We start from the raw sequence: 26,508 nt of genomic DNA, 5'->3' as shown, positions 1-26,508 counted from the left end.
ACTGATAACTGATAACTGATAACTGATAACTGATAACTGATAACTGATAACTGATAACTGATAACTGATAACTGATAACTGATAACTGATAACTGATAACTGATAACTGATAACTGATAACTGATAACTGATAACTGGTCACTCGATCGGATATATTAAAAAAATGTTAAAAAGCCAGGGAGCGGACTGATGAACCTTTTTCTAGGGTTCCTAAGTCTTTACCCCTAAACCTCTAATTCCCAAGGCGAGGATAGATGAGTCAACTACAAAATGCCTTTACCCTATTCCTGAGCCTGTTGGTGGAAGCTATGCCTTTTTTACTGCTAGGGGTGATTCTCTCTAGTATTCTTTTAATATTTGTCGATGAACGTCGCCTAGTTGCCTTGATGCCTCGAAATGCTGTTTTAGGAGCATTTGTGGGGGGATGTATTGGTTTTTTGTTTCCCGTCTGCGAGTGTGGCAATGTACCGGTGGCGCGACGTTTACTTGTGCAAGGAATGCCGAATGCAGTAGCGGTTAGTTTTCTCTTAGCAGCGCCGACAATTAACCCGATTGTTATCTGGTCCACTTGGGTAGCTTTTCGCGATCAACCGGAAATTGTTTTCTATCGAGTTATCTTTTCTTTGTTCATCGCTACGGTTATCGGTATTATCTTTAGTATCCAAAAAGATCCCCGACCGCTCCTACAAACCTCTTTGGCAAAAAGTCTCAATTGGCAACCGCAAACACCGGAAAAAGAATCTATCCCACTACTACTACAATCCGGTTCTTTTCTGATCGGTAATTCTGGGCAAACTTTGCGCTTAGATGAAAGTTTTGCCGCTACTGCTGTCCTACCAGCAGTGCAAGCTATCCCGATGAAAAGGCGCTGGTTAACTTTTGTGGAAAACGTGGTGATGGAATTACGGGAATTAGGAGGAGTGTTAATCTTAGGAAGTGCTATAGCGGCCGGTTTACAGGTATTTGTTCCCCGGGAATTTGTTCTTAATTTGGGTCAGGATCCAATTACTTCGATCTTGGCCATGATGCTGTTAGCAGTAATTGTTTCAATTTGTTCCACGGTTGATTCTTTTTTTGCCCTCTCTTTTGCCTCTAGTTTTACCAGTAGTTCCCTGCTGGCTTTTCTAGTGTTCGGTCCGATGATTGACCTGAAAGGGATTGGTTTAATGTTGTCTATTTTTAAACCGAGAATGTTAATTTATCTCTTTGCTTTAGCATCGCAAATGACTTTTTTACTCACCTTGGCTCACAGTTATTTATTTTAGGTCAGTCCCTGGATAGTTTTTCCCATGAATTCATCACGTCTAAAAATAATCGCCCCCCAATTTATCGATATTATTGCCCTAATCGGTTGGGGTTCGTTACTATTTAAATACTGGATAACTGGACGGTTAAATTTACTAATTCATCCTAATTATTTTCTTCTGGTTCTTATCACCAGTATTGCTTTATTTTTTCTGGGAATAGTCAAGCTTTGGACATTGTTAAAACAGTGGCAAAAAAAGATTAATTTAGATAGTAATGATAATCGATCGCATATTACCATTCTTCCCCAACATTTTGGCTCAGGTTTATTAGTAATAACTGCCCTTTTAGGCCTATTTATCACCCCGCAGCCCCTCAGCAGTCAAATCGCATTACAGAGGGGAATTAGTGAATCTTTACCCCTAACTCGCTTGCAAACTCAATCCTTTGGCACTACCGTTAAACCAGAGGAAAAAAGTTTAATTGAATGGGTAAGAACTTTGAATGCTTACCCCGAACCTGATGCTTACACAGGACAACCGGTAAAAGTCACAGGTTTTGTGGTGCAATTGCCCCAATTACCCGATAATTATTTATTAATTAGTCGCTTTATTCTTACCTGTTGTGCCGTAGATGCTTATCCCGTGGGGTTGCCGGTGAAACTATCAGGAAGTCGCAGTCAATATCCCAATGATACTTGGTTAGAAATCACCGGAGAAATGGCCACGGAATCCTTACCCGTAGAGGTGGGAAAATCAACCACCAGAAGACAATTAGTAATTAAGGCTAAATCCGTGAAATCTATAACCACTCCTGCTGATCCCTACGGATATTAACAGTTATCAGTTATCAGTGAGCAGTTATCAGTGAGCAGTTATCAGTTAAGTAGGTGGGTGGAATTAAATATAAGATGAACGTAGGTTGGGTTGAAGCATGAAACCCAACGCCCAATCATGTTACGCTACCGTTAACCCATCCTACAAATAATTGTGCCTCCCTACTTATCAGTTATCAGTTATCAGCTATCAGTTGTTTCTAACCATCTACTATAATGATCAAGACCTTACAACTACAACCGATTGATAAATTAGCGATAACATTAATTGTATCGCTAACCTTAGTAATTGGTGGCTTAATTTGGTTAGGTAATAGCTGTGGTAATCAATGTCTTTTACAAACCGGTCCAAGGGTCAAGGAATTTAGCTGGGAAAATCGAGAAATTGGCTCGGAAGATCAAGCATTTATTATCACTTTTGATCGCCCCATGGATCATGCTAGTGTAGAAAAAAATCTAGTTATCGATCCTCCGCTGCCGGGTAAGTTTAGTTGGGCCGGAAGACGATTAGCTTATACCCTCACTTCTCCCATTCCCTACGGAGAAAAATATCATCTGCAAATTGAAGGTGCGCGGGAACAATTTCGCAGCGGTAATCGATTAGGACAAACCCTGGCAATTTTTGAAAGAGAATTTAAAAGTCGCGATCGTGCTTTTGCCTATATTGGCACTAATGGGGAAGAACAGGGGAGATTAATTTTTTATAACTTGACCGAGGAGAAGAAAACCCTCTTAACCCCCGCAAATTTGACCGTTATGGCTTTTGAATTCTATCCTGATGGTAAAAAAATCCTCTTTTCGGCCGTGGCGAAAAATCGGGGGATAGAGGGAATTCGTGAACTGCAGCTTTACCAAGTTGATAGCAGTCAATCGCCTCTAAAAATTGAGTTAGTGCTAGATAATAAAGATTATCAAAATAATCACTTTGATTTAGCTAAAGATGGGGAAACTATTGTCGTGCAGAGAATTGAGCGCCGCAATCCGATTAACTTCGATTTATGGACAGTTAAATCGGGGGAAAAACCCCAACAATTAAACATCCAAGGCGGAGAATTTTTGATCGCACCTGATAGTAAAACTTTGGCTGTCACCCAGGGGGAAGGAATTGCGCTTTTGCCCTTAAAATTCGAGACAAAACCCCTGGATTTTTTACCAAAATTTGGGCGAATTTTGAATTTTTCTGCCGATGGTACGGCCGCAGCAATGGTAAATTTTAATACTGATAATGCCAAAATGCGTTATATTCGATCGCTTTTTTATGTCAATAATCAAGGATTACAAAAACGCTTACTCAATCTACAAGGTTCGATTATAGATTGTCAATTTAATGCCACCGGTAGTGATTTGTATTGTTTGTTAACCGAGTTAGTTACTAACAGTCAAGAGTACAAAGAAAAACCCTATTTTGCTAAAATAGATGTGAAGACCGGTCAAGTGACTCCCCTACTGGAATTAGCTGATTATCGTGATATTCACATTAGTTTATCTCCCGATGGTTTAGCAATTATTTTTGATCAACTTCGCACCAGTTATGATACTAATCCTACTAATCCCTTGACTACCGATTCGGGAGAAACAATTATCGGTGGTCGTTTGTGGATGTTAATTCCTCCCCTACAAGATGGAGTAAAAGCAAGTAAATCTGATTTAATTGAATTACCTCTAGCGGGAATTCGTCCCCAGTGGATGCCGTAGAATTTCATCATTAAGTTAGGAATTATTTCGATGCTGTCAAACTCAGAAAAATTAGCCAAATTGCGTCAGTATTTTGCCAGTGGTGCAACTCGTTCCTATCAATTCCGTCGTCAGCAGTTAGAGAAGTTAAAACAGGCAATCATTAAATATGAAGCAGAGATATATCAAGCTTTATATAGCGATTTAAAGAAAAGTCCCGAAGATTGTTGGATTACTGAAAATGGCTTTCTTTTGGGGGAAATTAATACCGCTTTAAAAAATTTGCGCTCATGGATGCAACCCAAAACTGTTAAAACTAATCTCTTAAATTTCCCATCCTCCAGTCAGATTATTCGGGAACCTTTAGGAGTGGTTTTAATTATTGGTGCTTGGAATTATCCCCTCCAATTGTTATTAGTGCCTTTAGTCGGTGCCATTGCTGCCGGTAACTGTGCGGTATTAAAACCGAGTGAATTTGCCTCAGCGACGGAAAAATTAGTAGTTAAAATAATTCAAGAAATATTCCCTGAAGAATATGTGTTAATTGTCCTGGGAGATGGTGCGGAAGTAATTCCGAATATGTTAGACAGTTTTACCTTTGATCATATATTTTTTACTGGCAGTACAAGGGTAGGAAAAATTATTTATCAACTAGCGGCAGCAAAGTTAATTCCTGTTACTCTAGAATTAGGGGGAAAAAGTCCCTGTGTTATCGAAGCTGATGCTAATATTTCCGTGGCAACCCGTCGCATTGCCGTGACAAAATTCTCTAATTCTGGTCAAATGTGTATCGCAGCTGATTATGTTTTAGTACATCAATCCCAGCAGGAGAATTTTATCAAAGAATTAGCTAATACTATTGTTAATTTTTTCGGTGAAGATGCGAGATTAAGTGCTGATTATGGTAAGATCATTAATGAGAAACAATTTGATCGCCTGATTGACTTTCTCCAAGATGGTGAGATTGTTTTTGGAGGCAAAACCGATCGAGAAAATTTATATATTCAACCAACTTTATTAACTAATGTTTCCCTCGATGCTCCTATTATGCAAGGGGAAATATTCGGTCCAATTTTACCGATCATTGCCTTTAGCACTTTTGAGGAAGCTTTAGCAATTATTGCTAAAAACCCTAACCCTCTAGCTTTTTATCTGTTTACTACCAAGGCAAAGACCGAAAAGAAATGGTTAGAATCAGTCCAGTTTGGGGGAGGTTGTATTAACAACAATAGTTTTCATTTTACTAATCCTAGTTTACCCTTTGGTGGTCGAGGAAATAGCGGGATCGGTAGCTATCATGGTCGTTTTTCCTTTGAGAATTTTAGTCACCAAAAAGCCATTATGAAAACACCTCTTTGGTTCAATCCCGCTTTAAAATATCCGCCTTTTAAGGGTAAATTAGACTTATTTAAGTTATTAGTTCGGTAACAAGCTACAGTTTAAGTTAAAGCTTTTAAGAGAGCTTGAAATTTAAGCTGAATTTCTGCTAGTTCTTTTTCCGGATCGGAACCGGCAACAATACCCGCACCGGCGTATAATCGCGCTCGATCGCCTTCAATTAAGGCCGAACGAATACCAACAATAAACTCACTATTATTTTGACAATCAATCCAACCCAAAGGAGCGGCATAAAGAGAGCGATCGAAGGTTTCATAATGACGAATTTGTGCTAAAGCGATCTCCGTGGGAACCCCTGCGACAGCAGGAGTGGGGTGTAGCTGGGCAACAATTTCGAGGGGATGGATGGAGGGTTTTAGTTTGGCATGGATAGGAGTCCAGAGATGTTGAATATTGGAGAGTTTTAACAATCTAGAGGGAGAATTTTGCGTATTTAAGCCAATTTGTCGCAGTTTTTGGTTAATAAAGTCACTAACAGCCCGATGTTCCCGTTGTTCTTTTTCACTAGCGAGGAGTTTATTGGCCAAGAGAGCATCTTCGATCGCATTTTCTCCCCGGGGGGCGGATCCCGCTAAAGCATCGGTGATTAATTGCCCCTGATGGACAGTTAACAAGCGTTCGGGACTAGCGCCGATAAAATGATCTCCCCGTCCATTGCCGAGGGAAAAAGTGTAGCAATCGGGATGACGCTGACGCAAATTATCGAGACAGTTTACCAGATGAAAAGGACGGGGAGAAATCACGTCAAGAGCGTGAGCGAGGACAATTTTGCTAAAATTTTGGGCGTGGATAGATTGGAGTGCATCGGCAACAGCCGCTTGAAAATTATAGGTAGGATGAATATAGTAACTACAGGGAGCCTGGTGGGGATTTTGTCGGCAATTGCTCGAGTTATTTTGGATAATTTTGAGGTTGTTGATAGTTTCTTCGAGGCAGTTTTCTATTTCTTTTTCGCTGGTGATTAGGAGATTGGTAAGGAAAAAATATTCCGACTGTTTTTTGATAATTTGAAACTTAGGCAGGGTTAGGGTAGCTGAGGGAAAGGGGGTAGCTGTTTCCGAGTCGAAAAAAGTGAAACTACAAAAGATGCGGGGAGTAATCTCGCTATAGTTATCAATTTTGATAATTCTTTGTTGACAGTTTTCAATAAATTTTTGAGCTTTTAAAAAACGTTGTTTGCCGTGGAAAGTGGCAGCAAAGGCGATGCCGTAGCCGAGAAAAGCGGTTTCTCGTTGGGGATTTTCCCAATAACAATGGGTGGGATAGCTAGAGGCAATCCGAGAGAGAATTTCTAGGGGATCAACGGGGGAAATTTTTTGACAAAAACTAACGATCGACGGATTGCCCTTTTCTGCGGCTAACAGTTGCGGGTTGAGGATAAAGTTATAGAGGCCGCGAAGATCAGCAATCGGACTATCAGGATAGGAAAGGCGAGGAACGGCAGAAGTCATGTCAAGTTTTTTGTATTTTTTGCAAAAAAACCATGATTAATGGTATGTAATCCCCACAGATGTGGCCAGAGTCAGCAATCTCTTTTTAACTATGGTATCGGAGAAAGGGTCTTTAGGCAGAAAGGGAACGGGATATTTGTGACGATTAACCGCGTTGGAGACAAATGAAGGCTTAAAATCTCCAGAGATGGCTATTATTTAAATGGGCAAAAAAATTAATTTAATAACTGCTACTTTACAAGTTTGTGGAAATTGCCGCCACGGGACAAGTGGGGATACATTGTTCACAAACCACACAACGGGAACGCAAAAACTTGAGACGAAAACTTTCGGGATCAAGGGTTAAAGCTTCCGTGGGACAAACTCCCGTACATAACCCACAATCGACGCATTTTTCTTCATCAATGACGATTTCGCGACTAACTTGGGAAACGCCAATATTTTGTAATTGTAACCATTCGATCGCCGCTTCTAACTCATCGATATCTCCCGATAATTCTAATACTAATGTTCCCACTTGATTGGGGGCAACTTGGGCGCGGATAATATTAGCGGCGACGTTAAAATCCTTCGCCAGTCGATAGGTAACGGGCATATGGACGGCTTTTTTGGGAAAAGTGAGAGTAACGCGTTTTTTCATGAGGATAGGATAGGATAGGAATAATTTTTGAGAGACTATCCATGACAGCCACCACACCCACCAATAAAATCAGAAATCTGCTGCTGGCAGTAACGGCAGTTATTCTTAGTGTAGCGATTTTCTTGGGGTTTCAAACCACCGCTAGTTCTGTATCTTTGGAAGCGCAAGCGGAAAAAGCGACACCTTTCGATCTTGCCCTCAGCAATGGTAAACCCACCCTGACAGAATTTTATGCTAATTGGTGTACCAGTTGTCAGGCGATGGCCGCTGAAATTGCCGAAATTAAAAAACAATACGGTAATGCCATTAATTTTGTCATGCTCAACGTTGATAATAATAAATGGTTGCCGGAAATTCTCCGTTATCGTGTGGATGGTATTCCCCATTTTGTCTTTTTAAATAATCAAGGACAACCAGTTGCCCAAGCGATTGGAGAACAGCCAAAATCAATTTTAACTGCTAATTTAGAAGCACTTTTAACTAATTCTACCCTACCCTATGCCACCACTACCGGACAGACTTCTGATTTTAATGTTCTTGTGGGCGCTAGTCAAACCGATCCCCGCAGTCACGGCAGTCAAGTTAAGCAGTAATCAGTTATCAGTAATCAGTTATCAGTTATCAGTAATCAGTTATCAGTTATCAGTTATCAGTTATCAGTAATCAGTAATCAGTAATCAGTAATCAGTAATCAGTTATCAGTTATCAGTGGAAAGCTTAAGGCTGAAAGCTATCATTCAAAAGTCAACTATCAATAAGTACATTTCATTGACTGAATTTTTTAACTATGGCGATTATTGTCCAACATTTAACCACAGGTAACGAATATATATTCTTAGGAGTTAGTGGGGGTGAAAGTAAGAATATTTTACCCACTAAAATGTTAGGAGATTTCTTCGCAATGGAGAATCCAGATAAATCTCGATCGCTGACGGTTTGTGACGATCAAGGCCGCATACTTTGGTTTCCCGTCACAGAAATGATTGTGGTGGAGGTAGATGGTCAAAAACCCGAAGAATTATTACCAGAAATTATCCCTCCTGAACCAGTTCCTTTACAATTAGATAAAGAAAATCAACCTCAGTCCCCAGAAAATCAAGGAAACATCGATGAATTTGCCGAAGATGACGATTGGATCTAGAATTAAATATCTAATTTTAGCGGTAATAATTGCCCTATTTACTATTGGCTTTAATTCCCTCTATTCTGTTTCTCAAAACTCGATCGCTCCCTTCCCTGTTGCCGAAGTTAACCCCCAATATCTTAACGATTGGACACCGGAATTAGAGGCAGAATTTCAACAAAGGGCCAAGCAAGTTATTAACCATTTTGCTAAGGCAGAAAGTTATGGCAATTTGTGGGGAGAAAACGAGAAAAGATCCTATCCTATGGCCATGTTTGATTTCTTGGCAGGAAACCGGCAAAAAGCCCTAGATTTCCTGCAGCAGGATGACCCACAAAAACGGGAACAGGCCCACACTGATTATATAGATTATTATTTTTCTTTTACCCTGAAAGGACAAATTAGAAAGTATTTTCTTCTCGGAAAGTATCTCGATCCAGTTTATCGTCAGAGAATGTATAATGCGGCGAAAATTTGGACAGAAACCGACCCTTTACAACGACCCCATCCTATCCACGGTACTGGCCAAGGAACGGGTAATGATTGGAGTATAACAAGACGGGGTTTATGGGTAGATAGTCGCAATACTGATAACCTGCGAGCGATGCGCGAAACATCGGTTTATCTGATGGCCGAAGAAACCGGAAATGAAGCAACTCGTCAAATTTATAAAAGTAAAATTAAGCGTTACGTTTCAGCTTTATATAACATCGGTATGGGAGAATGGGATTCAGAAGTTTATCACGGTCATACCTTTGCTCCCTATCTCAATCTCTACGATTTTGCTCAAGATACGGAAGTTAAACAATGGGCAAAAATGGCCTTAGATTGGTTATCCATGGCCGCTAGTGTTAAATATTATCGCGGTGGTTGGGGGGGTCCTGTAAAACGCGATTATGGTGATGGCCATGGGGTAATGCGATCGCACGCATCCCGCACTTTTTGGCTATACTTTGGTGATACTCCCGTCCCCAATAATCGCCCGGAATTGGACTCTCTTTATCTAATTACCAGTGGTTATCGTCCTCCTTTGGCAGTGATGGAATTAGCCCGAAAAAACTTTAATAAACCGGTAGAAATTCTCGCCAGTAAACCCCTGTATGAAAACTGGAAACCGGGCAATAATCAAAGTCCAGGTTATTGGGAAACTCAATTTATCGGGGCTAGTTATCAAATGGGTAGTCTGGTGGGAACTTTCCCCGATGGCGATGTGGCCCCGTTTAAATTAATGGCCTTTAATCAACATAAAGGTGTGGATTTTTTTGTGGCTAACACTGGCAAAAATGGCGTAAAACCGGGCAAAAATCCTGGGGATGAAATCGGACAATATCGTAATCTTTTAATCTGGTTACGTCCAGCAGACCAAGCTTTTTTCTGGCAATTACCGAAAACTGCCAAGGTAGAAAAAGATGATAATATCTGGTTTATTCAATTAGAAAAAACTTGGTTAGCCCTGAGATTAATAAATCTTTCTTCTCCTGAAATGATCGAGATTCCTAATTCCCCTTATCCCGATGATAATACCTACCAAGCTTTACCCACAGGTAACAATTATGCGGGTTTTGCTCTGGAAGTGGGGGAAGCGGCAACCCAGGGTAGTTATGAGAATTTCAAGAGCATATTTAAGCAAAAAAGTCAAGTAAATTTAACTCAAATTAACCAAGGCAGGGTTTTATTTAAAGGCAGTCAAGGGCAGAGTTTACAATTGACCTATAATCAAATCAATCTACTGCCGATGTTAATTCGTAACGGTCAAAAGCACGATTGGTCAAAAAATTTCGCCCTTTATAACAGTTTAAGTCGAGATAACTCTCCCGTTTCTTTGGGATGGAAAGAGGGCAAATTAACCGTCAAAGCAGGGAAATATCAATTTTCTAATGCTTTGATTCTGTCTTCTCCTTAAGTTAGCTCTTCTCGACCGTTTATGAGGATTGATCAGACCATTTGCGCTTGATTTAAGAATTCTTGCAATTCTTCTCCTTCGATTACTTCGGTGGTCAAAAGATTAGCGGTAATCGACTCTAATAAATTGCGGTTGTGACTGAGAATTGCTAGGGCTTTTTGGTAACTAGCGTCGATAATTTGTTTAACTTCTTCATCGATCGCTTTGGCCGTATTTTCCCCGATCGAACGCCTGGGACTACCCTGATTATTACCTAAAAAATTAGCCTGTCCTGTTTTATCGTAGGCTAGGGGGCCGAGGGATTTACTCATACCATACATTGTCACCATTCTTTCAGCAATATCCGTCGCCCTTTGTAAATCATCGGAAGCGCCATTAGTCACGCTGCCAAAGATTAATTCTTCGGCTGCCCGACCGCCCAATAACATAGTAATTTGTTCTTTAAATTCGGTTTCTGTCATCAAAAAACGGTCTTCCGTGGGAATTTTCAGGGTATAACCCAAAGCGGATAAACCCCGGGGAACGATGGAAATTTTCTCCACCCGACCACCTCCCGGCATGACAGCACCGACTAAAGCATGACCGACTTCGTGATAAGCGACGATTTTCTTTTCTTTTTCCGAGAGAACCCGACTTTTCTTTTCTAAGCCAGCGATAACTCTTTCTATCGCCTCTTTAAAGTCAATTTGACTGACTTTTTCCCGATTATTACGGGCAGCCAAGAGAGCGGCCTCATTGACGAGGTTGGCTAAATCGGCACCGGCAAAACCGGGGGTTTGGGTGGCGATCGCTTTGAGGTTAACATCTTCACCCATCTGGACTCGTTGGGCGTATATTTGCAAAATTGCCAATCTTCCCGCTAAATCGGGACGATCCACCAAAACTTGGCGATCAAAGCGCCCCGGACGCAATAAAGCGGCATCAAGAGTCTCTGGGCGATTGGTGGCGGCTAAAACGATGACTACGGCTTCTTTGGGGCTAAAACCGTCCATTTCTGTCAAAAGTTGGTTTAAAGTCTGCTCGCGCTCATCATTGCTGCCGCTAGTTCCCGATCCCGAACTTCTCGATTTACCGATCGCGTCCAATTCATCAATAAAAATGATGCTAGGGGCATTTTTCTTCGCTTGGGCAAATAGATCCCGCACCCGGGCTGCCCCAGTGCCGACAAATAACTCCACGAATTCCGAGGCCGAAATGCTAAAAAAAGTCACTCCCGCTTCTCCCGCGACCGCTTTTGCTAAGAGGGTTTTTCCCGTCCCCGGCGGTCCGACTAAGAGAACACCTTTAGGAATACGCGCCCCAATTTTATTAAAGCGCTCGGCATCCTTGAGAAATTCGACGATTTCCTTTAACTCGGTTTTTGCTTCCTCGGCCCCGGCCACATCACTGAAGGTAATCGGATATTTTTCGTCGTCTCCGTAAACTTTAGCGAGATTTTTATTAAAAAGCAGCGATTTACGGGTGTCATCGTTGCGATAGAACAGAAACTGCATGGCGGCGACTAAAATTAAGGGAGGAACCACCCAAGCGAGGAGAGTGGTGATCCAACTGTTTTCGGCCACGGGAATCGCCTCGAAGATTACGCCTTTTTGCTGTAATAGTTGGGGTAATTGGGGGTTATCGACTGGAATCGTGGCAAAAACTCGTCCGGAGACTAGATTACTGCTTGTTTTGCTGCCCAGAGAACTAGAATCACCATAAAGGGGATTATTTGATTCTGGGGGATTAACGGGGGGATTACCCGGAATAGGCAGGGATTCTAAAGGATTTTTTAATTGATAATAGATGACTTGATTGCCAATTCTGACCTTACTGATGTCGCCCCGTTCCACTTTACTGATAAATTCGCTGTAGGGTTCGAGGGGAATATTGGATAATTCTGAGGGACGAGGGATAAGAAAATAGCCTAAAGCGGCAACACCAGAACAAATGATCAGGATTTTGCCTAACCGCGGCAACCGCGACCAGGAAAATTTATTATCTTCTTGATTAGCCATAATTTTTAGGGCAGGTGAGAGTGAAAATGCAAAGTTTATACTAACAATTCCCTGTCTTGATCGCCTTACCGATGGGATAGGATAGAGGATGGAATACTTGGTAGCGAGCGAGCGACAAACGAGAGAAATCCCATGAATTTAGTTAGCTTAGAGAACTTTCTCGATAACACTTCTTTTTTAGTCCTGTTTTTAACCATGCTGGTTTATTGGGCCGGGGCAGCCTTTCCTAGCATACCTTTGTTGCCCGGCTTGGGCAGCACGGGAGTGGCCATCGCTAACCTCTGTATCGCCGCTTTATTGGGGGCGCGCTGGTTAGAAGCGGGTTATTTCCCCATCAGCAATCTTTACGAATCTTTATTCTTTCTCGCTTGGGGTGTAACTGCGGTTCATTTAATTGCTGAGTACACTAGCCGCAGTCGCCTGGTGGGGGTGGTGACGACTCCTGTAGCCATGGTGATTACCGCTTTTGCCACTTTGTCCTTACCCGGGGAAATGCAAACTTCGGCACCCTTGGTTCCGGCTTTAAAATCGAATTGGTTGATGATGCACGTTAGCGTCATGATGTTAAGTTATGCTGCTTTGATGGTGGGTTCCCTGATGGCGATCGCTTTTCTGATCGTCACTAGAGGTCAAAATATCGAGTTAAAAGGCAGTTCCGTGGGTACGGGAGCCTATCGTCTGCAAAATAAGTTATCTACCACTCTTTCTGCCCCAATTTTCATGGAAACGGCTAACGGTGGCACAACCGCCCTTTTAACTCCCACCTTAACAGCGATGACGACTCTTTCGCCCCAACGTCTTAGCTTGGCGGAAACCCTCGATAATATCAGTTATCGCGTCATTGGTCTCGGTTTTCCCCTTCTCACTATCGGTATCATCGCCGGGGCAGTTTGGGCGAATGAAGCTTGGGGTTCCTATTGGAGTTGGGATCCGAAAGAAACTTGGGCGCTAATCACTTGGTTAGTGTTTGCCGCTTATCTCCATGCGCGCATTACCCGGGGATGGCAGGGAAGAAAACCGGCTATTCTAGCGGCCAGTGGTTTTGTTGTGGTTTGGGTATGTTATTTAGGGGTGAATCTTTTAGGTAAAGGCCTTCATTCCTACGGTTGGTTTTTCTAAATCAGTTATAGGGGTGGGTTGGTAAACCTGCTTGGTGCATCTCATTTTTGTAAATCTACTAAGCTGGGATTTTTAAAGGGAAACTCTCTGCTAAAATTGGGTATTACTTCCGATTTTATCAATCAATCCAAGCTTTTGGGGGGTTCTACCCCCCAAACCCCCCGCGCATTAGCTTAACTGTGAGATGCTTACAGACGATTGTTCATATTTTTGTACCAATTTAAGAGTCACTGATAATTGCTGATTGTTGGTATTTCTGCAAATGTGAGACGCACCCAACCTGCCCCTCCTGACTCCCCTTTTTTAAGACTTATAATTGTTATTTATCTAGGACAATGTTGCCCTAGATAAATAATTACAACTTCTCAAAACTTATAAAAAATGATCGAGCAGAAAACTACTATTAAAAATCTGGCTTTAATTGCAGGTGTGCATGGCAATGAACTAACTCCCGCTTATTTGGTTGAATATCTGCAAAACTCACCTAATCTTATTGCTCGCAGCAGTTTTCAATCCTACAGTCTCATCGCTAATCCCTTAGCCCTAAAGCAACGGGTTAGATATATCGATACGGATTTAAATCGTTGTTTTAACCAAAAAGATTTAGTTAATCCCGATTGTCAGCAATACGAACAAAAACGAGCTAAAAAAATAGTCAAAGAAATCCGAGAAAAATCCATCGATTTATTAATAGATATTCACAGCACCACATCTAACATGATGCTGGCGATTATTTATTCTAACCCCCATCCTTGGCTATTAAAACTCTTTACCTATCTGACTAAAATTAATCCTGAGGTGCGCTTAATTTATCATCCCGTCAGCGAGGAAGAAAATCATTTTCTGAAAGGAATTTGTCCCCTAGCTTTTACCCTAGAAATCGGTCCAATTGACCATGGTGTCATCTGTCCCTATCTTTTTCGTCAAACCGAAACACTCATCTATCAAATCCTAGACTATATCGAACAGGAAAATTATCTGGCAGCCCATCTCGATACTTTCAGCGAATCCCTAATAGTTTACCAACGTTTAGGCTCGATCGATTATCCTAGGGATGAACAGGGTGAAATTAAAGCCATGTTACATCCTGAGATTCTTCAACGAGATTATCAGGCAATTCAACCCAATCAACCGATTTTTCTAGGATTTGATGGTCAGGAAATTATCTATCGTGGGGAATCTGAATTATATCCTATCTTTGTCGGAGAATCTTCCTATAAAGAAAAAGGAATCGCCCTTTGTTGGACAGCAAAAAAACAAATCGATATTAATTAGTACCAGACAGCAGTTTTCCTGACAAAAAACCGGTCTAAATAAGGGAAAAGCCACTATGACCTTTACTTCTGATTCTCTTTTAGCTGAACGTTACCAACTGCAACAACGCCTAGGCAATACCGCTATCGGTCGTCAAACTTGGTTAGCTATCGATGTATTATCCCAAGAATCGGTAATTATTAAACTCCTCGCTTTTAGTCCCCAGATGGAGTGGGAAGAATTAAAATTATTTGAACGGGAGGCAGCCGTCTTAGCTTCTCTCCATCATCCCCGTATTCCCCGCTATCGCGATTATTTTTCCCTCGATAAAAATCAAGGTGACGGGATTCCTTGGTTTGTGCTTGTACAAGATTATATACCAGGAGAATCCCTAAGCGATCGCTTAGAAAGGGGGCAACGTTTCACCGCTACGGTAATTCGGACTATTGCCCAAGAAGTTCTCGAAATTCTCATTTATTTGCACGAATTATCGCCCCTAGTATTACATCGAGATATTAAACCTAGTAATTTAATTATTAACTCAGAAAATAACGTTTATTTAGTAGATTTTGGGGCAGTCCAGTCCCGCGGTGCAGTAACAGGAGTTACTTTTACTGTGGTGGGGACGAGTGGTTATGCACCCCTAGAACAATTTTGGGGCCGGGCAGTTCCCAGTTCTGATTTATATGCCTTAGGTATGACTTTAATTCATTTATTGACGGGAATTGTCCCCATAGAATTGCCCCACCGCAACTCTAAAATTCAATTTCGCCAACTGGTGACAATTGATGATGATTTAATCGATTGGTTAGAAACTATAACCGATATAGCGGTAGAAAAGCGGTTTAAAAGTGCCAGAGAAGCTCTGAAATTTCTCCAACATCCCTACCATCGCCAAGCCTCAAGTTTAATCGATCCTAAGAAATTACCAAAACCTCCCCACAGTTCCATCCGTATTGCTAAACACCGGGATAATTTAGAGATTAATTTACCCCCAAAAATTAAGCTACTTTCCGATGCAGCTACTCTCTGGTCTTTGGCGATTGTCCTTACTGTCAGCATCTTTATCTCCCCAATTCTTACCTTTATTATAGCTCTAATTGGTTTTATTTGTTTGCGTGAGATGCAATTAATTCTTACACCTCAAGAAGTTTTAATTAAATATAAAGTCTTCAATTTTATCTACAAAAAATTTGCTTTTAAAACTCAAGATTTATGGGGTATTTTTCTCCATAGCAACGGCACAGAAGGTAACTATCAGATTCGTCTGCGGACGGCTAAAAATTATTATCTTATCGGTCAGAATCTCCGCGAGGATGAATGTCTCTGGTTAGGACAGGAAATCCAAGATTGGTTAAATTTTATCAAATATAGCGTTTCTCCTCAAGATGATGTGTAACCTGACAGGGTATCATCGACCGTCTCCCCAAAACGAAAACTTTGCACCTCACCATGAAGATAACTGAGAATCAATTCAAGAAATCCCCGGAATTAGTCGGTAGGCATTTTTCCCTTTTTAACCTTAATCTTGCAGAGATCACCCTATCTTGATAGAATAATAACTGATTGGCATTCCCTCGGCTACAAGGCGGCAATTATTAAATCGGATTAGGAATTGCCAAAAGGCGGCCATGAAATGTTAGTTATTAGTGGAGAAGAAAAAATGAACTCTGAAATTTACAAAAAAGTCAGCTTGTTAGTTGTGTATCAAGGGGTTTTTGATAATGCTATTGGCCAGGCATTTATTACCCTATTAGCTACGGATAATGTTGCCGATTTTCTCAAAGCTTATGGTCAATTGTTTCAAGCTTTAGCATCCAGAAATATCAGTTGGAATGATTTTCTAATCGAACAAATTTTATTAGATGATAATCCCTTTAGTCAACAGGTACAGAAAAAAAGTGTTTGGGAGTTACCCGAATCTTTAATTAATGGCGTTAAACAGGATTTATCTATCCTCCAATCTCTTTATAACTCTAGCATTTATAGCTTAAGTAATTCGACAGTTTTTGAACAAATTAAATTTCTAATTTTCCCCGCTTGGGAAGTGGACAATAAATTAGAAAGTTTCCTCCATTCTAGTTTAGATTGGACGGAATTAGTCGAAGATCTAGCCGATTATTATCGTGAGTGTGGTACAGGAATTTTTGCCCGTTATCAAGCTTTAAGGTGGCAAGAAGGCAGATTACAAGGAATTACTCATCCCGATCCCGTACAGATTCAAGAAATAGTCGGTTATGAAATGCCTAAGGAAACCTTGATTAAAAACACTGAGTTTTTATTGGCAGGTTATCCCGCTTTAAATGTCTTACTCTATGGCAGCCGTGGTTCAGGAAAATCCTCTTTAGTCAAGGGATTATTGCAAAAATATCATAGTCAGGGATTGCGCTTAATTGAAGTGGCAAAATCGCAATTAAAAGACCTACCATTAATTATTGAAATCTTGCGAGATTTGCCCCAAAAATTTATTATCTTTGTCGATGATTTATCCTTTGAAGAAGACGATGAAGCTTTTAAAGCTTTAAAAGTTGTTTTAGAGGGAAGCATCACCGCTAGACCGAAAAATGTCGTAGTTTATGCCACTTCTAATCGCCGACATTTAGTCAGAGAGTTTTTTGCCGATCGACCCCGACCAAAAGATGGGGATGAAGTGCATAATTGGGACACAGTACAAGAAAAATTATCCTTTAGTGATCGCTTTGGTTTAACCCTAACTTTTGAACCTGCTAATCAAGAAAAATATTTAAAAATAGTGCGTCATTTAGCAGGTTTAGCTAAATTAAAAATTAGCTTAGAAGACTTAGAATTTCGTGCCAAACAATGGGCAACCCAACATAATGGGCGATCGGGAAGAACTGCTAGACAATTTATTGATTTTCTGCAAGGGGAATTAGCATTAAATAAGTAGCATTAATTGTGTTATGATTAAATAAAAGAAGCTCTAATCTAGAAAAATGTTGACTCAATCTCCCCCCAAAACTCTCAGCTTAGAAGAATATCGTAATTTAGAAACTATAGCCGAGGTTAAACACGAATATCACGACGGGGAAATTATCGAGATGACAGGGGGAAGCATCAATCATAATAGTATTCTCATTAATCTTATTGTCCTGCTAAAATTAGCTTTAAGAGGAACTAATTATCGTCTTCAATCTAGCGATCTACGACTATGGATACCCCAGTATAATCGCGGTTTATACCCAGATTTAATGCTCATTGCCGGGGAACCATTATTTAGTGATAATCGCAACGATGAAATTTTAAATCCCTGCCTAATTATCGAAGTTTTATCCCCTTCCACCTCCAGTTATGATCGAGGTGATAAATTTCGTTATTATCGTTCTATACCCCAATTAAACCAATATCTTCTCGTCAGTCAAGGGGAGATACTAATAGAATCCTATAGCAAAACATCAGAAAATCATTGGTTACTGCAAGAATACATCCCAGCTAGGGGAATTATATCCCTAGATTCTTTAGGAATTAGCTTAAATCTTGCCGATATTTACGAAGGAATTGATTTTAATTGAGGAATATTTTATGAATGATAACCTTTTTTCTATGATCTAGGTTATAATCAGGACGATTAAAAATTCTGTGACAGAGAAAATGCTAACTCAATCTCCTACCAAAACCCTCAGCTTAGAAGAATATCGTAATTTAGAAACTAGCGCAGAAACTAAACACGAATATCACGACGGGGAAATTATCGAGATGACGGGGGGAAGCATCAATCATAATCGACTGGTACGCAATTTAATTCGCTTGTTAGACAATGCTTTAAGGAAAACTATTTATGAAGTCTTTCCCAGTGATTTGCGACTATGGATACCCCAATATAATCGCGGTTTATACCCAGATTTAATGATCATTGCGGGGGAACCATTATTTAGTGATAATCGCAACGATGAAATTTTAAATCCCTGTCTAATTATCGAAGTTTTATCACCTTCCACCTCCAGTTATGATCGGGGTGATAAATTTCGTTATTATCGTTCTATACCCCAATTAAACCAATATCTTCTCGTCAGTCAAGGGGAGATACTAATAGAATCCTATAGCAAAACATCAGAAAATCATTGGTTACTGCAAGAATACACCCCAGCAAGGGGAATTATATCGCTAGATTCCTTAGGAATTAGCTTAAATCTTGCCGATATTTACGAAGGAATTGATTTTAATCTCAACTCCTAACTTTAGCTATCTTTTAAGAAGACGTACTAAAAACAATTTTACCATCTTTTACCGCTACTAAACGCAAAGTTAAAGGTCCAGATGTATTCGTTTTACTAGCAGCAATTGCCTCAAGTGTCTCGATAGAATTACCCGACTTTTTGACTTGACCAATAAAGTTAACTACCGTAGTTAATAACCCATCTTCCACTTGAATTGACCCTAAAACTCCCGCACTTCTAGCGCGAAATTGAGCCGAAGCTAAAAGTAAATCTAAGCGCTTTTGTAGGTCTTCTTCTGTCATATTTTGGGGATCGATAGAAACGGCAGCGATTACCTGTTTCTCCTCAAAAACTCTTTGATTGGGAACCACATCAGCAAAGACACGAATCTCGCTTTCTCCTAAGACATAATTACCTGCTGAAAGGATTCTCACCACATATTCTTTACCGTCCTGTAATTGTTGACTTAACTGTTCTACCTGTGCTTTTGTGATCTTAACTAAACGCTGGTCAAAATTAGGCTGATTCGGTTGGGTGGCACGGATAGCATTCATATTCGCTTCTCGCAATAACTTATCGATAACAGCGACAATAGCTTGGGGATCAACAATACGAAAAGCTCCAAAAGATAACACCTGTCCCCGGAAAATAGCGATTTGTTTTTCCCGCAATTCTTGATAGGTTTGATAGTATTGTTCTAAAACTTCCACTTCCCGCTTAAGAAAAGCCATTTGGGTTTCTAAATCTTTTAATTTTCCCTCACGCTGTTCCAAAGCCAAATTTTTATCCACAATCGAGCGATCGAGTTCTCCAATGCGTTGATCCCGGCGATCAATTTCTAGCTGTAGGGTTTTTTGTTGGATTTCCAACTGTTGAAGTCGCGCTTGTCTAGCTGTTAATAACTTTTGTTGATTAGCCAACTCTTTATCTCTAACTTGAACGGTGGTTTGTAGTTGATTTATCTGACTAGAAAGAATTGATTTTTGTTGGAACAATTGCTCCCGTTGACTGGTTAACTGTGCCTTTTGATTAGTTAAAATGACTCGTTCATTGTTTAAATTAGCCACTTCCTTACGAAACTTTTCCAACTGTCCCGAAACTAATCGCAAACGTTGACGAGAAGCTTGATAATTTTTGTTAAGAACCTCTAGACGTTTCTGCACAGCTATCTGTTCACTTTTAGCCGTTTTTAAAGCCTTTTCCACCTGATTTTTCTGTTCGGTGGTTTTTCTCACCTGACTTTCCAAATCCTTAATAGCGGCACGACGTTCATTTAAAAGACGATCCAGTTCAAAAACCCCTTGACGCAGGGATTTACTAGAAGCAAACAAGACAATTAAAGTCGAACCGGCGATCAAAATTCCCGTTACAATCGTCATTAAAGTTGCGGTTTGTTTCGGACGCAGATTAAATAAACGCATCCTTTTCTTACCGATACGGCTCCCTATGCGATCGCCAACTGCCGCTATCAGACCACCTAAAACCACGATGGCCAAAACTAAAATATAAGCGCTAGTCATCCAGAATTTAAGTAAATTGTTGACTGAGAGCGACGGGATTATGGACAGTAATTTTCTTCTTGTAAATTGAGACCATTTCTTGATCCCGCAGCTCTCCCAATAAACGGGTGACAGTGACGCGGGTAGAACCGATCGCTTCTGCGATCGCTTGGTGAGACAATTTTAGATCAACCCGGATGCCATCGGTGGTGGGAACCCCAAAATCACGACAGAGAATTAATAAAAAACTGACCAAACGTGAACCCATATCCCGGTGAGCCAAGGTTTCGATCATCATTTCCGTTTGCAGAATCCGCGAGGACAACCCCTGCAGCATCAACATTGATAAATCGGGATTATTGCGGAGCGATCTTTCTACTTGCTCGATCGGGGCCGAGAGTAATTCTACCGGAGTAAAAGCCACGGCATGATAAAAACGATCCGATCGCTGACCGGTGAGTAAGGATAGCACACCAAAGACGCTATTTTCCCGCAGTAGAGCCACGGTAATTTCTTCTCCCGCTTCATAGACTCGCGATAACTTAACCGCTCCTTTAAGCAAAAAATAGACTCTTTCGGCCGGATCTCCCGGGAAAAAGATCGTTTTGCCACGCTCGAACAATTCCACCACCGGGGGGAAATTGCCGCTGCCGATTCGACGGAACACATCTGCTAGGGGTTTGTCTTGTATTAATGATAAGTCCATCTCACATCCAAAAAAGGGGAAAATTGTTTTTATTATGCAACGAGTGTCACCTCTATTAAACATAACCGCTGCCTAAACTGGGAAAAGTTTTGGGCGCTTTTTGCCAGACAATGGGGAAGGGGTGATCATGGCTGCCCCCTTATCTGTATCCCTATTATACCGAATCTCGCTGGGGTCGGCTATTGGGGAGATTTTTGTAAGAGAAACGAGAACTATGTTAGATTTAACGGGAAAAAACGCCCTAGTGACAGGAATTGCCAATAATCGCTCGATCGCTTGGGGAATTGCCCAACAACTCCATCAAGCTGGTGCAAATATCGGTGTCACCTATCTCCCCGACGAAAAAGGCCGCTTTGAGAAAAAAGTGCGAGAATTGGCCGATGAACTTAATCCCGCTTTTTATGTCCCCTGCGATGTCCAAAATGACCAACAGGTAGAAGACACTTTCGCTACAGTGGCGGAAAAATGGGGTAAACTGGATATTTTGATTCACTGTCTCGCTTTTGCCGATAAAGAGGGTTTAACGGGCGATTTTACCGCCATTCCCCGGGAAGCTTTCACTAAATCCCTAGATATTAGCACTTTTTCCCTAACCCGTCTAGCGCAATCGGCTAAACCTTTGATGACGGAAGGGGGAAGTATTATCACTCTTACCTATCTCGGCGGTGTCAAGGTAATTCCTAACTATAATTTAATGGGGGTAGCAAAAGCCGGTTTAGAAATGAGTGTTCGCTATTTAGCCGCGGAATTAGGGGGCCAAAAGATCCGAGTTAACGGTATTTCCGCAGGTCCAATTCGCACCTTAGCATCTTCGGCCGTGGGGGGAATTCTTGATATGATCCATCATGTGGAAGAAATCGCTCCTTTACATCGCACGGTGACACAAATTGAGGTGGGAAATACGGCCGCTTTTTTAGCCAGTGATCTTTCCAGTGGTATTACCGGACAGATTATTTATGTAGATTCCGGTTACGAAATTATGGGAATGTAGTTTTAAGTAGGTAGGTGTTAAAAACCATCAGCGCCCCCCTTATTAAGGGGGGATCAAGGGGGGATCAGCGCCCCCCTTATTAAGGGGGGATTCAGGGGGGATCAAAACCTTCTAAACAGAATTTAGTATAACTTTTGGATATGGATAAAGCTGGTATTCCTATTAGTTCGCTTCAAATAATTTCCAAATCTCTTTAATAGAAATATAGATACCGAGAACAGCAGCTAACAAAAGAAGGATTTGACTATCCGAGCCAAGGCAATTCTGAAAATTTTCATCGGTTAACACTTTATAGACCACCTTAGACATGGCAAATACAGCCGATAAACTCAACCCAGAAACGAAAAGAATTTCTAGATAAGATTTATTATTTCCCCGTCTTGGCTGTTTTTTTGTAACCAGTGCCACGCTTGCGGTAATGACCAAAGTTCCGATTAACAAAAGAAAGTTTTCAATGTTAACAATCTTCATCAAAAATTTATGCTGATTTTGTTTTTCTAAAGGTAATATACCATCCGCAGCCCGCCGCTAATATCGCACCAATAAACGCGCCGTAAACTCCCGCAATCGCTCCCCCTAGGGCCGCACCTCCCACCGTCACCACCATCAGGCGATCGGCTTTATCCCAAAATCGAGAAGAAGTAGCACCCCCCTTATCAAGGGGGAATCGGGCTAATTTTTGGGCAGTTTTTACCCAATCTTGGCTAGGAATAACATCATTAATAAATATGGTCTCGAAATCTAAACTATCGGGAAAAATGACGCTTAAACTTTTGGTGCGTTCTTGGTTAGCATAGGCTGCGTCTAATTCTTCGATCGCTTTTTTATAAGCTTTTTCTAGGGGAGGATAACCCTTGACAAGTTGCCGCAATTGTGTTGCTGCCTGGGGTTGTTCTTCCCTTAGTAATCGTCTAATTGCTTCGAGCGATCGCTGTAGATATTCTGGCAAGGGTTCAGTCTGCTGTGCGAGGGCGATTAGCAGCGCTTCAAGATCGATAATTGTTTTGGGAATTTCCATAAGTTTAGTCCTGTCCAGTCAGGGTATAGGCTGCCCAATGGTAAGGATCGCTATATTCTGTTAGTTGATCTAGCCCTATTGTACTGCCTTCCTTCAAAGTATTCGCCGCCCTCACCTCCAGTCGATCGACCCCTTCCATTAGGGAGGGAAGTAGCCGAAGTTGCTCGATCCAGTCAGCTAGTTGCTGCCAAGTGATGTTTTTTAACCAATTTTGTGTATTTTTCAGAGCTAGAGCCGGGGATTCACCCGCTAATAATCTTTGATAGAAGTTAATCATAAACCAGGAGCTAGAAATTTCCTTCACCGGCCAGAGGGTACTGACCACATTAGTCGCACCCGCTGCCCGGAAAGCACTGACGAGGCCGACGTATTCGGTGTTAATGCCATCCTTACCGGTGAGAGCGGTTTCACAGGCAGCCAGACAGACGAGACGGTAACTAGAGAGGTTCAGTCCGTTGATATCCCGGACGGTCAATAAACCATCGCTAAGGGCGATCGCAGAGGCTTGGGGGCGAAAAGAGTCATAAAAGCCGTGACCGGTGAAATGGAAGGTTTTATAGGCATTTTCGAGGGCTTTGCGGACATTTTCCCGTGAGGCCTTTTTCGGGCTAATTCTCGCGCTCGGTTGCAGGATATGGCTAATAATTGCCGATTCCAGTTGGGCGAAATCCATGGGTTTTTGCTCCGTTTTGGGGTCTTCGACACTGAGGAGGGGAGAATAGGAGAAATCGCCGGACTGGGGACGCAAACCGACCTGAGCAGAGGGGAGATAGGTAGCGGTGTATTTTTCGGGGAAGAGGGTATGTAGGGGGAAGCGGTGCAGATCCCGGTGGGGGATGAGAATGAGGGAATTAACGGAAACCGGCAAATGTGCGAGAATTTTATCGATCTGTAAAATCCGCTTTAATTGGGCAAAACGGTCATTAAGTGACAATCTCCACGGATGATTTTGTTTATTCTCCGTTTCTTTTTTACTAGCATAGTCGCGGTATTGTTTATCCCATTCGGTTAACCAAGTCCGAAACTGTCGCGCCTGTTGATAACGTTGCTCTCTTTCCAGAATTACGGGGTCAGCGTCTGCGGTGATAATAAAGGTGGTGAGATTGTCCTCGCTGAGATACCAGTAAATAATCGCCTTATCCGGACTTGTCAGGCTTTGGATAGTGGCATAATCAGGACTGGTGGGGTTTTCTTGCCAATTATCGAGAATCCAAGTCAAGCAACGATTTTTATAAAATTCTGCCTGTTCAATTGCGTCTAGGGGATGATTTTCCTCGATCAGTAAATCGATTTCTAGGTGACTAAAACTGCTGAATTTTGCCTCAAAAGCGGGTTTATCGCCTTTCTGGGCGCGTAGTCGGGTGAAAAGGTCGCGTCCCTGTTGTTGATAGAATCGCGCTTGAGGGATTTCCTGTAAGGAAAGATGAGCGCGGATCAATCCTTGCAGAATTTCTAAATGATCTTCGGGGAAGTCTTTTTCGGTGAGAATCGGTAAAGCGATTTGATAATGTCGGATTGCGTCGCGACAATAGGGACTAGCTTTCTCTTTATATCGGGAATGTTCCAGATAAGCTTCCCCTAGATAGCGATAAATTTGCCCCCACGGAGGCGATCCTTGAACGAGGTGGGGAAGTGCCTCCCGGAGGCCGAAAAGATGGGGTTCTCGGTCATTAAGGGCTACTATCGGTTTACGATAAATGAGAGCTTCCAGACTAGGAGTAGAAATGCGATTTTTGCTCAGAGAACAAATGGCCCTCCCTCGGTTGTACCAAGCTTTATGGTAATCGGGTTTAAATTCTAAAGCTCGATCGTGGGAGGCGATCGCTTCTTCATACCTTCCTAAGTTACCTAACGCAACCCCTCGGATGCACCAAGCTAGATGGTAATCGGGTTTAATTTCTAAAGCTTGATCGTAGGATGCGATCGCTTCTTCATACCTTCCTAAGTCATCTAACGCAACCCCTCGGTTGGTCCAAGCTTCATGCAAATCGGGTTTAATTTCTAAAGCTTGATCCCAGGATGCGATCGCTTCTTCATCCCTTCCTAAGTTAACTAACGCAACCCCTCGGTTGGTCCAAGCATAATGGTCATCGGGTTTAAATTCTAAAGCTTGATCGTAGGATGCGATCGCGCCGATCAAATCCCCATTCATGTGTTTCTGGTATCCTTGCTTAGACCAGAATTCGGCATCCTGAACCACTTTCGTTAAATCCGTCTCCGTTGAACCTAGATTTTCCCCCTCCACACTGGAAACATCCCTCACCGCGTCGCGTAACTGGAGGCTAATCCGTTGGGACACTTCCCCCAGATTTCCCGTCATCACTTTCCCTAAAGCCGCCAAATCCCGCCCTAAAGTTTGATAATCTTCCGGATACTGTAGCCATTCCTCGCTTTTGACCCCTAGCCACCGCGCCAGCTTTTTATCGTCACAATAGCGACTGTATAGCCATCCCCGTAACCCACCAGTGGTGGTTCCCGCTGCCACCTGCTCGAATAACCCCATCAATATCCCTTCATATTCGCCATCACTGGGTTCTGGAGGCGATTTTTGGACTTTTTCGGGGTTAACTGCCTTCAGACTGCCTATAAAGAGGGATTTTAGCCAATTCCAGAGCTTTTTTAGTAAGGGTAGCATCCAAGAAAGGGGAAAAGGAAGATAAGGAAATTATATCGTTGCTGCCGAAATCTGAAAAATACCCTAGCGATCGCTCTCTCCCGGCGATAGAGCCACTTCTAAGACCTGTTCGAGAGATAATCCTAGGGAAGCGGCGATTTCTTCGGGATTAACCCCCGCTCGCAATAATAAGGGAACAGAAGCCAATTTTCCGATGATTTCCCCTTCTTGGCGACCTTCTTGACGACCTTCTTGGCGACCTTCTTGGCGACCTTCTTGGCGACCTTCTTGGCGACCTTCTTGGCGACCTTCTTGGCGACCTTCTTGGCGACCTTCTTGGCGACCTTCTTGGCGACCTTCTTGGCGACCTTCTTGGCGACCTTCCTCTAGGGCCTCCTGAAACACACGCGTCTGTCTTAACTCGCTTAAACTAAACATCGCTTCTATCTCCTTTCGAGTAATCTGCGGCAACTTGTAAATCAAAATCGTCTCTATCAATTCTAAAAGTTCCTGTTGGCGATTTTCTACCCCCGTTTCCCTCACTCGCACGATTAACTCCCTTCCTTGGTTGAGCACTTGCGCTTCCGGTAAGCTTACTAACTCTAGCGTCGCTAATCCGAGCGAATCTGGTGGACTCTCGCCTAATTCCTCGAGATAAATCCTTTGTACTCTTGTTTCTTGTAATAGCTCTCTATATCGCTCTATATTCTCCTTTTCCACCCTTCGATTCGGATAGATCACCACCCCGCACCAATTGTTTTTTAACCGCGTCTGTTTGAGATAGAGAAAAATTTCGGCGAAAAAACGGGCATAAAACTCTGGATCATTCTGAAACTGAACTTCGGTAAAATAAATTGGTAAATCTT

The 26,508-nt window shown here is 41.9% G+C and carries 23 protein-coding genes; 14 read left to right on the top strand and 9 right to left on the bottom strand.

Annotated features, from left to right (window positions below; translation table 11 throughout):
- Positions 1-254 precede the first annotated feature (254 nt).
- The 4 genes from IM322_RS09535 (at position 255) to IM322_RS09520 (ending at position 5,182) form a co-directional block, all read left to right on the top strand.
- Complete coding sequence (locus tag IM322_RS09535; RefSeq protein WP_287672484.1) at positions 255-1,265, top strand: permease; 1,011 nt, start codon at positions 255-257, stop codon at positions 1,263-1,265.
- A 24-nt stretch (positions 1,266-1,289) separates the two neighbouring features.
- Positions 1,290-2,081, top strand: coding sequence for a TIGR03943 family putative permease subunit (locus IM322_RS09530; RefSeq protein WP_287672486.1), 792 nt, complete (start codon positions 1,290-1,292; stop codon positions 2,079-2,081).
- Between the two features lie 215 nt (positions 2,082-2,296).
- The gene (locus IM322_RS09525; RefSeq protein WP_287672492.1) at positions 2,297-3,775 is read left to right on the top strand and encodes a hypothetical protein; all 1,479 of its coding nucleotides are present in this window, start codon (positions 2,297-2,299) and stop codon (positions 3,773-3,775) included.
- A 30-nt stretch (positions 3,776-3,805) separates the two neighbouring features.
- A complete protein-coding gene (locus tag IM322_RS09520) occupies positions 3,806-5,182 on the top strand; it encodes an aldehyde dehydrogenase (RefSeq protein WP_287672494.1) in 1,377 nt (458 codons plus the stop codon).
- Positions 5,183-5,193: 11 nt separating this feature from the next.
- Here the strand turns inward: IM322_RS09520 and IM322_RS09515 are convergent, their stop codons facing one another.
- On the bottom strand, positions 5,194-6,603 hold the full coding sequence (locus IM322_RS09515; protein ID WP_287672496.1) for an isochorismate synthase: 1,410 nt from the start codon (positions 6,601-6,603) through the stop codon (positions 5,194-5,196).
- A gap of 235 nt (positions 6,604-6,838) precedes the next feature.
- On the bottom strand, positions 6,839-7,243 hold the full coding sequence (locus tag IM322_RS09510) for an NIL domain-containing protein (protein ID WP_004163818.1): 405 nt from the start codon (positions 7,241-7,243) through the stop codon (positions 6,839-6,841).
- 41 nt (positions 7,244-7,284) lie between these two features.
- On the opposite strand from IM322_RS09510, the gene IM322_RS09505 reads away from it, so the two are divergent.
- From IM322_RS09505 to IM322_RS09495, 3 genes are all read left to right on the top strand, one after another.
- Entirely contained in the window at positions 7,285-7,836 is a 552-nt protein-coding gene (locus tag IM322_RS09505) for a thioredoxin family protein (RefSeq protein ID WP_287077380.1), read from the top strand.
- 194 nt (positions 7,837-8,030) lie between these two features.
- Positions 8,031-8,384, top strand: coding sequence for a hypothetical protein (locus tag IM322_RS09500; RefSeq protein ID WP_286825831.1), 354 nt, complete (start codon positions 8,031-8,033; stop codon positions 8,382-8,384).
- Positions 8,353-10,269, top strand: a complete 1,917-nt coding sequence (locus IM322_RS09495) for a hypothetical protein (protein WP_287672497.1) — start codon at positions 8,353-8,355, stop codon at positions 10,267-10,269. The genes IM322_RS09500 and IM322_RS09495 overlap by 32 nt, the downstream gene beginning before the upstream one ends.
- A gap of 32 nt (positions 10,270-10,301) precedes the next feature.
- Here the strand turns inward: IM322_RS09495 and ftsH are convergent, their stop codons facing one another.
- Positions 10,302-12,266 (bottom strand): ATP-dependent zinc metalloprotease FtsH, encoded by a 1,965-nt coding sequence (gene ftsH / locus IM322_RS09490; RefSeq protein WP_287672499.1) that lies wholly within the window; start codon positions 12,264-12,266, stop codon positions 10,302-10,304.
- A 132-nt stretch (positions 12,267-12,398) separates the two neighbouring features.
- On the opposite strand from ftsH, the gene ccsB reads away from it, so the two are divergent.
- From ccsB to IM322_RS09460, 6 genes are all read left to right on the top strand, one after another.
- Complete coding sequence (gene ccsB / locus IM322_RS09485; protein ID WP_287672501.1) at positions 12,399-13,385, top strand: c-type cytochrome biogenesis protein CcsB; 987 nt, start codon at positions 12,399-12,401, stop codon at positions 13,383-13,385.
- 381 nt (positions 13,386-13,766) lie between these two features.
- A complete protein-coding gene (locus IM322_RS09480) occupies positions 13,767-14,660 on the top strand; it encodes an aspartoacylase (RefSeq protein ID WP_287077385.1) in 894 nt (297 codons plus the stop codon).
- Between the two features lie 55 nt (positions 14,661-14,715).
- Positions 14,716-16,038 carry a serine/threonine protein kinase gene (locus tag IM322_RS09475; protein WP_287672503.1) on the top strand — a complete coding sequence of 441 codons (1,323 nt, stop codon included), beginning with the start codon at positions 14,716-14,718 and terminating at the stop codon, positions 16,036-16,038.
- Between the two features lie 264 nt (positions 16,039-16,302).
- The gene (locus IM322_RS09470) at positions 16,303-17,547 is read left to right on the top strand and encodes an ATP-binding protein (RefSeq protein ID WP_287672505.1); all 1,245 of its coding nucleotides are present in this window, start codon (positions 16,303-16,305) and stop codon (positions 17,545-17,547) included.
- Positions 17,548-17,593: 46 nt separating this feature from the next.
- Complete coding sequence (locus IM322_RS09465; protein WP_287672507.1) at positions 17,594-18,169, top strand: Uma2 family endonuclease; 576 nt, start codon at positions 17,594-17,596, stop codon at positions 18,167-18,169.
- A gap of 79 nt (positions 18,170-18,248) precedes the next feature.
- A complete protein-coding gene (locus IM322_RS09460) occupies positions 18,249-18,833 on the top strand; it encodes a Uma2 family endonuclease (protein ID WP_287672516.1) in 585 nt (194 codons plus the stop codon).
- A 13-nt stretch (positions 18,834-18,846) separates the two neighbouring features.
- Here the strand turns inward: IM322_RS09460 and IM322_RS09455 are convergent, their stop codons facing one another.
- Both IM322_RS09455 and ntcA read right to left on the bottom strand, forming a co-directional pair.
- A complete protein-coding gene (locus IM322_RS09455) occupies positions 18,847-20,334 on the bottom strand; it encodes a DUF3084 domain-containing protein (RefSeq protein WP_287672508.1) in 1,488 nt (495 codons plus the stop codon).
- A gap of 7 nt (positions 20,335-20,341) precedes the next feature.
- Positions 20,342-21,019: a global nitrogen regulator NtcA gene (ntcA, locus tag IM322_RS09450; protein ID WP_002750097.1), complete on the bottom strand. Its 678-nt coding sequence runs from the start codon at positions 21,017-21,019 to the stop codon at positions 20,342-20,344.
- A 214-nt stretch (positions 21,020-21,233) separates the two neighbouring features.
- On the opposite strand from ntcA, the gene fabI reads away from it, so the two are divergent.
- Complete coding sequence (gene fabI, locus IM322_RS09445) at positions 21,234-22,010, top strand: enoyl-ACP reductase FabI (RefSeq protein ID WP_287672509.1); 777 nt, start codon at positions 21,234-21,236, stop codon at positions 22,008-22,010.
- Between the two features lie 162 nt (positions 22,011-22,172).
- Here fabI and IM322_RS09440 read toward each other — a convergent pair whose 3' ends face one another.
- The 4 genes from IM322_RS09440 to IM322_RS09425 all read right to left on the bottom strand — a co-directional run.
- Positions 22,173-22,481 carry a hypothetical protein gene (locus tag IM322_RS09440; RefSeq protein WP_287672512.1) on the bottom strand — a complete coding sequence of 103 codons (309 nt, stop codon included), beginning with the start codon at positions 22,479-22,481 and terminating at the stop codon, positions 22,173-22,175.
- Between the two features lie 7 nt (positions 22,482-22,488).
- Positions 22,489-23,028, bottom strand: a complete 540-nt coding sequence (locus tag IM322_RS09435) for a hypothetical protein (RefSeq protein WP_287672513.1) — start codon at positions 23,026-23,028, stop codon at positions 22,489-22,491.
- A 4-nt stretch (positions 23,029-23,032) separates the two neighbouring features.
- Entirely contained in the window at positions 23,033-25,663 is a 2,631-nt protein-coding gene (locus IM322_RS09430; RefSeq protein WP_287672514.1) for a CHAT domain-containing protein, read from the bottom strand.
- Between the two features lie 63 nt (positions 25,664-25,726).
- Positions 25,727-26,508: Rpn family recombination-promoting nuclease/putative transposase (locus tag IM322_RS09425; RefSeq protein WP_287713183.1), on the bottom strand; the 782-nt coding region annotated here is incomplete at its 5' end.

Origin of the sequence: Microcystis sp. M109S1 (assembly GCF_020247025.1) — a bacterium.
Lineage (GTDB): Bacteria > Cyanobacteriota > Cyanobacteriia > Cyanobacteriales > Microcystaceae > Microcystis.
The sequence above is the reverse complement of the archived record's forward strand: the minus strand, read 5'-3'. Positions and strand labels throughout refer to the sequence as shown.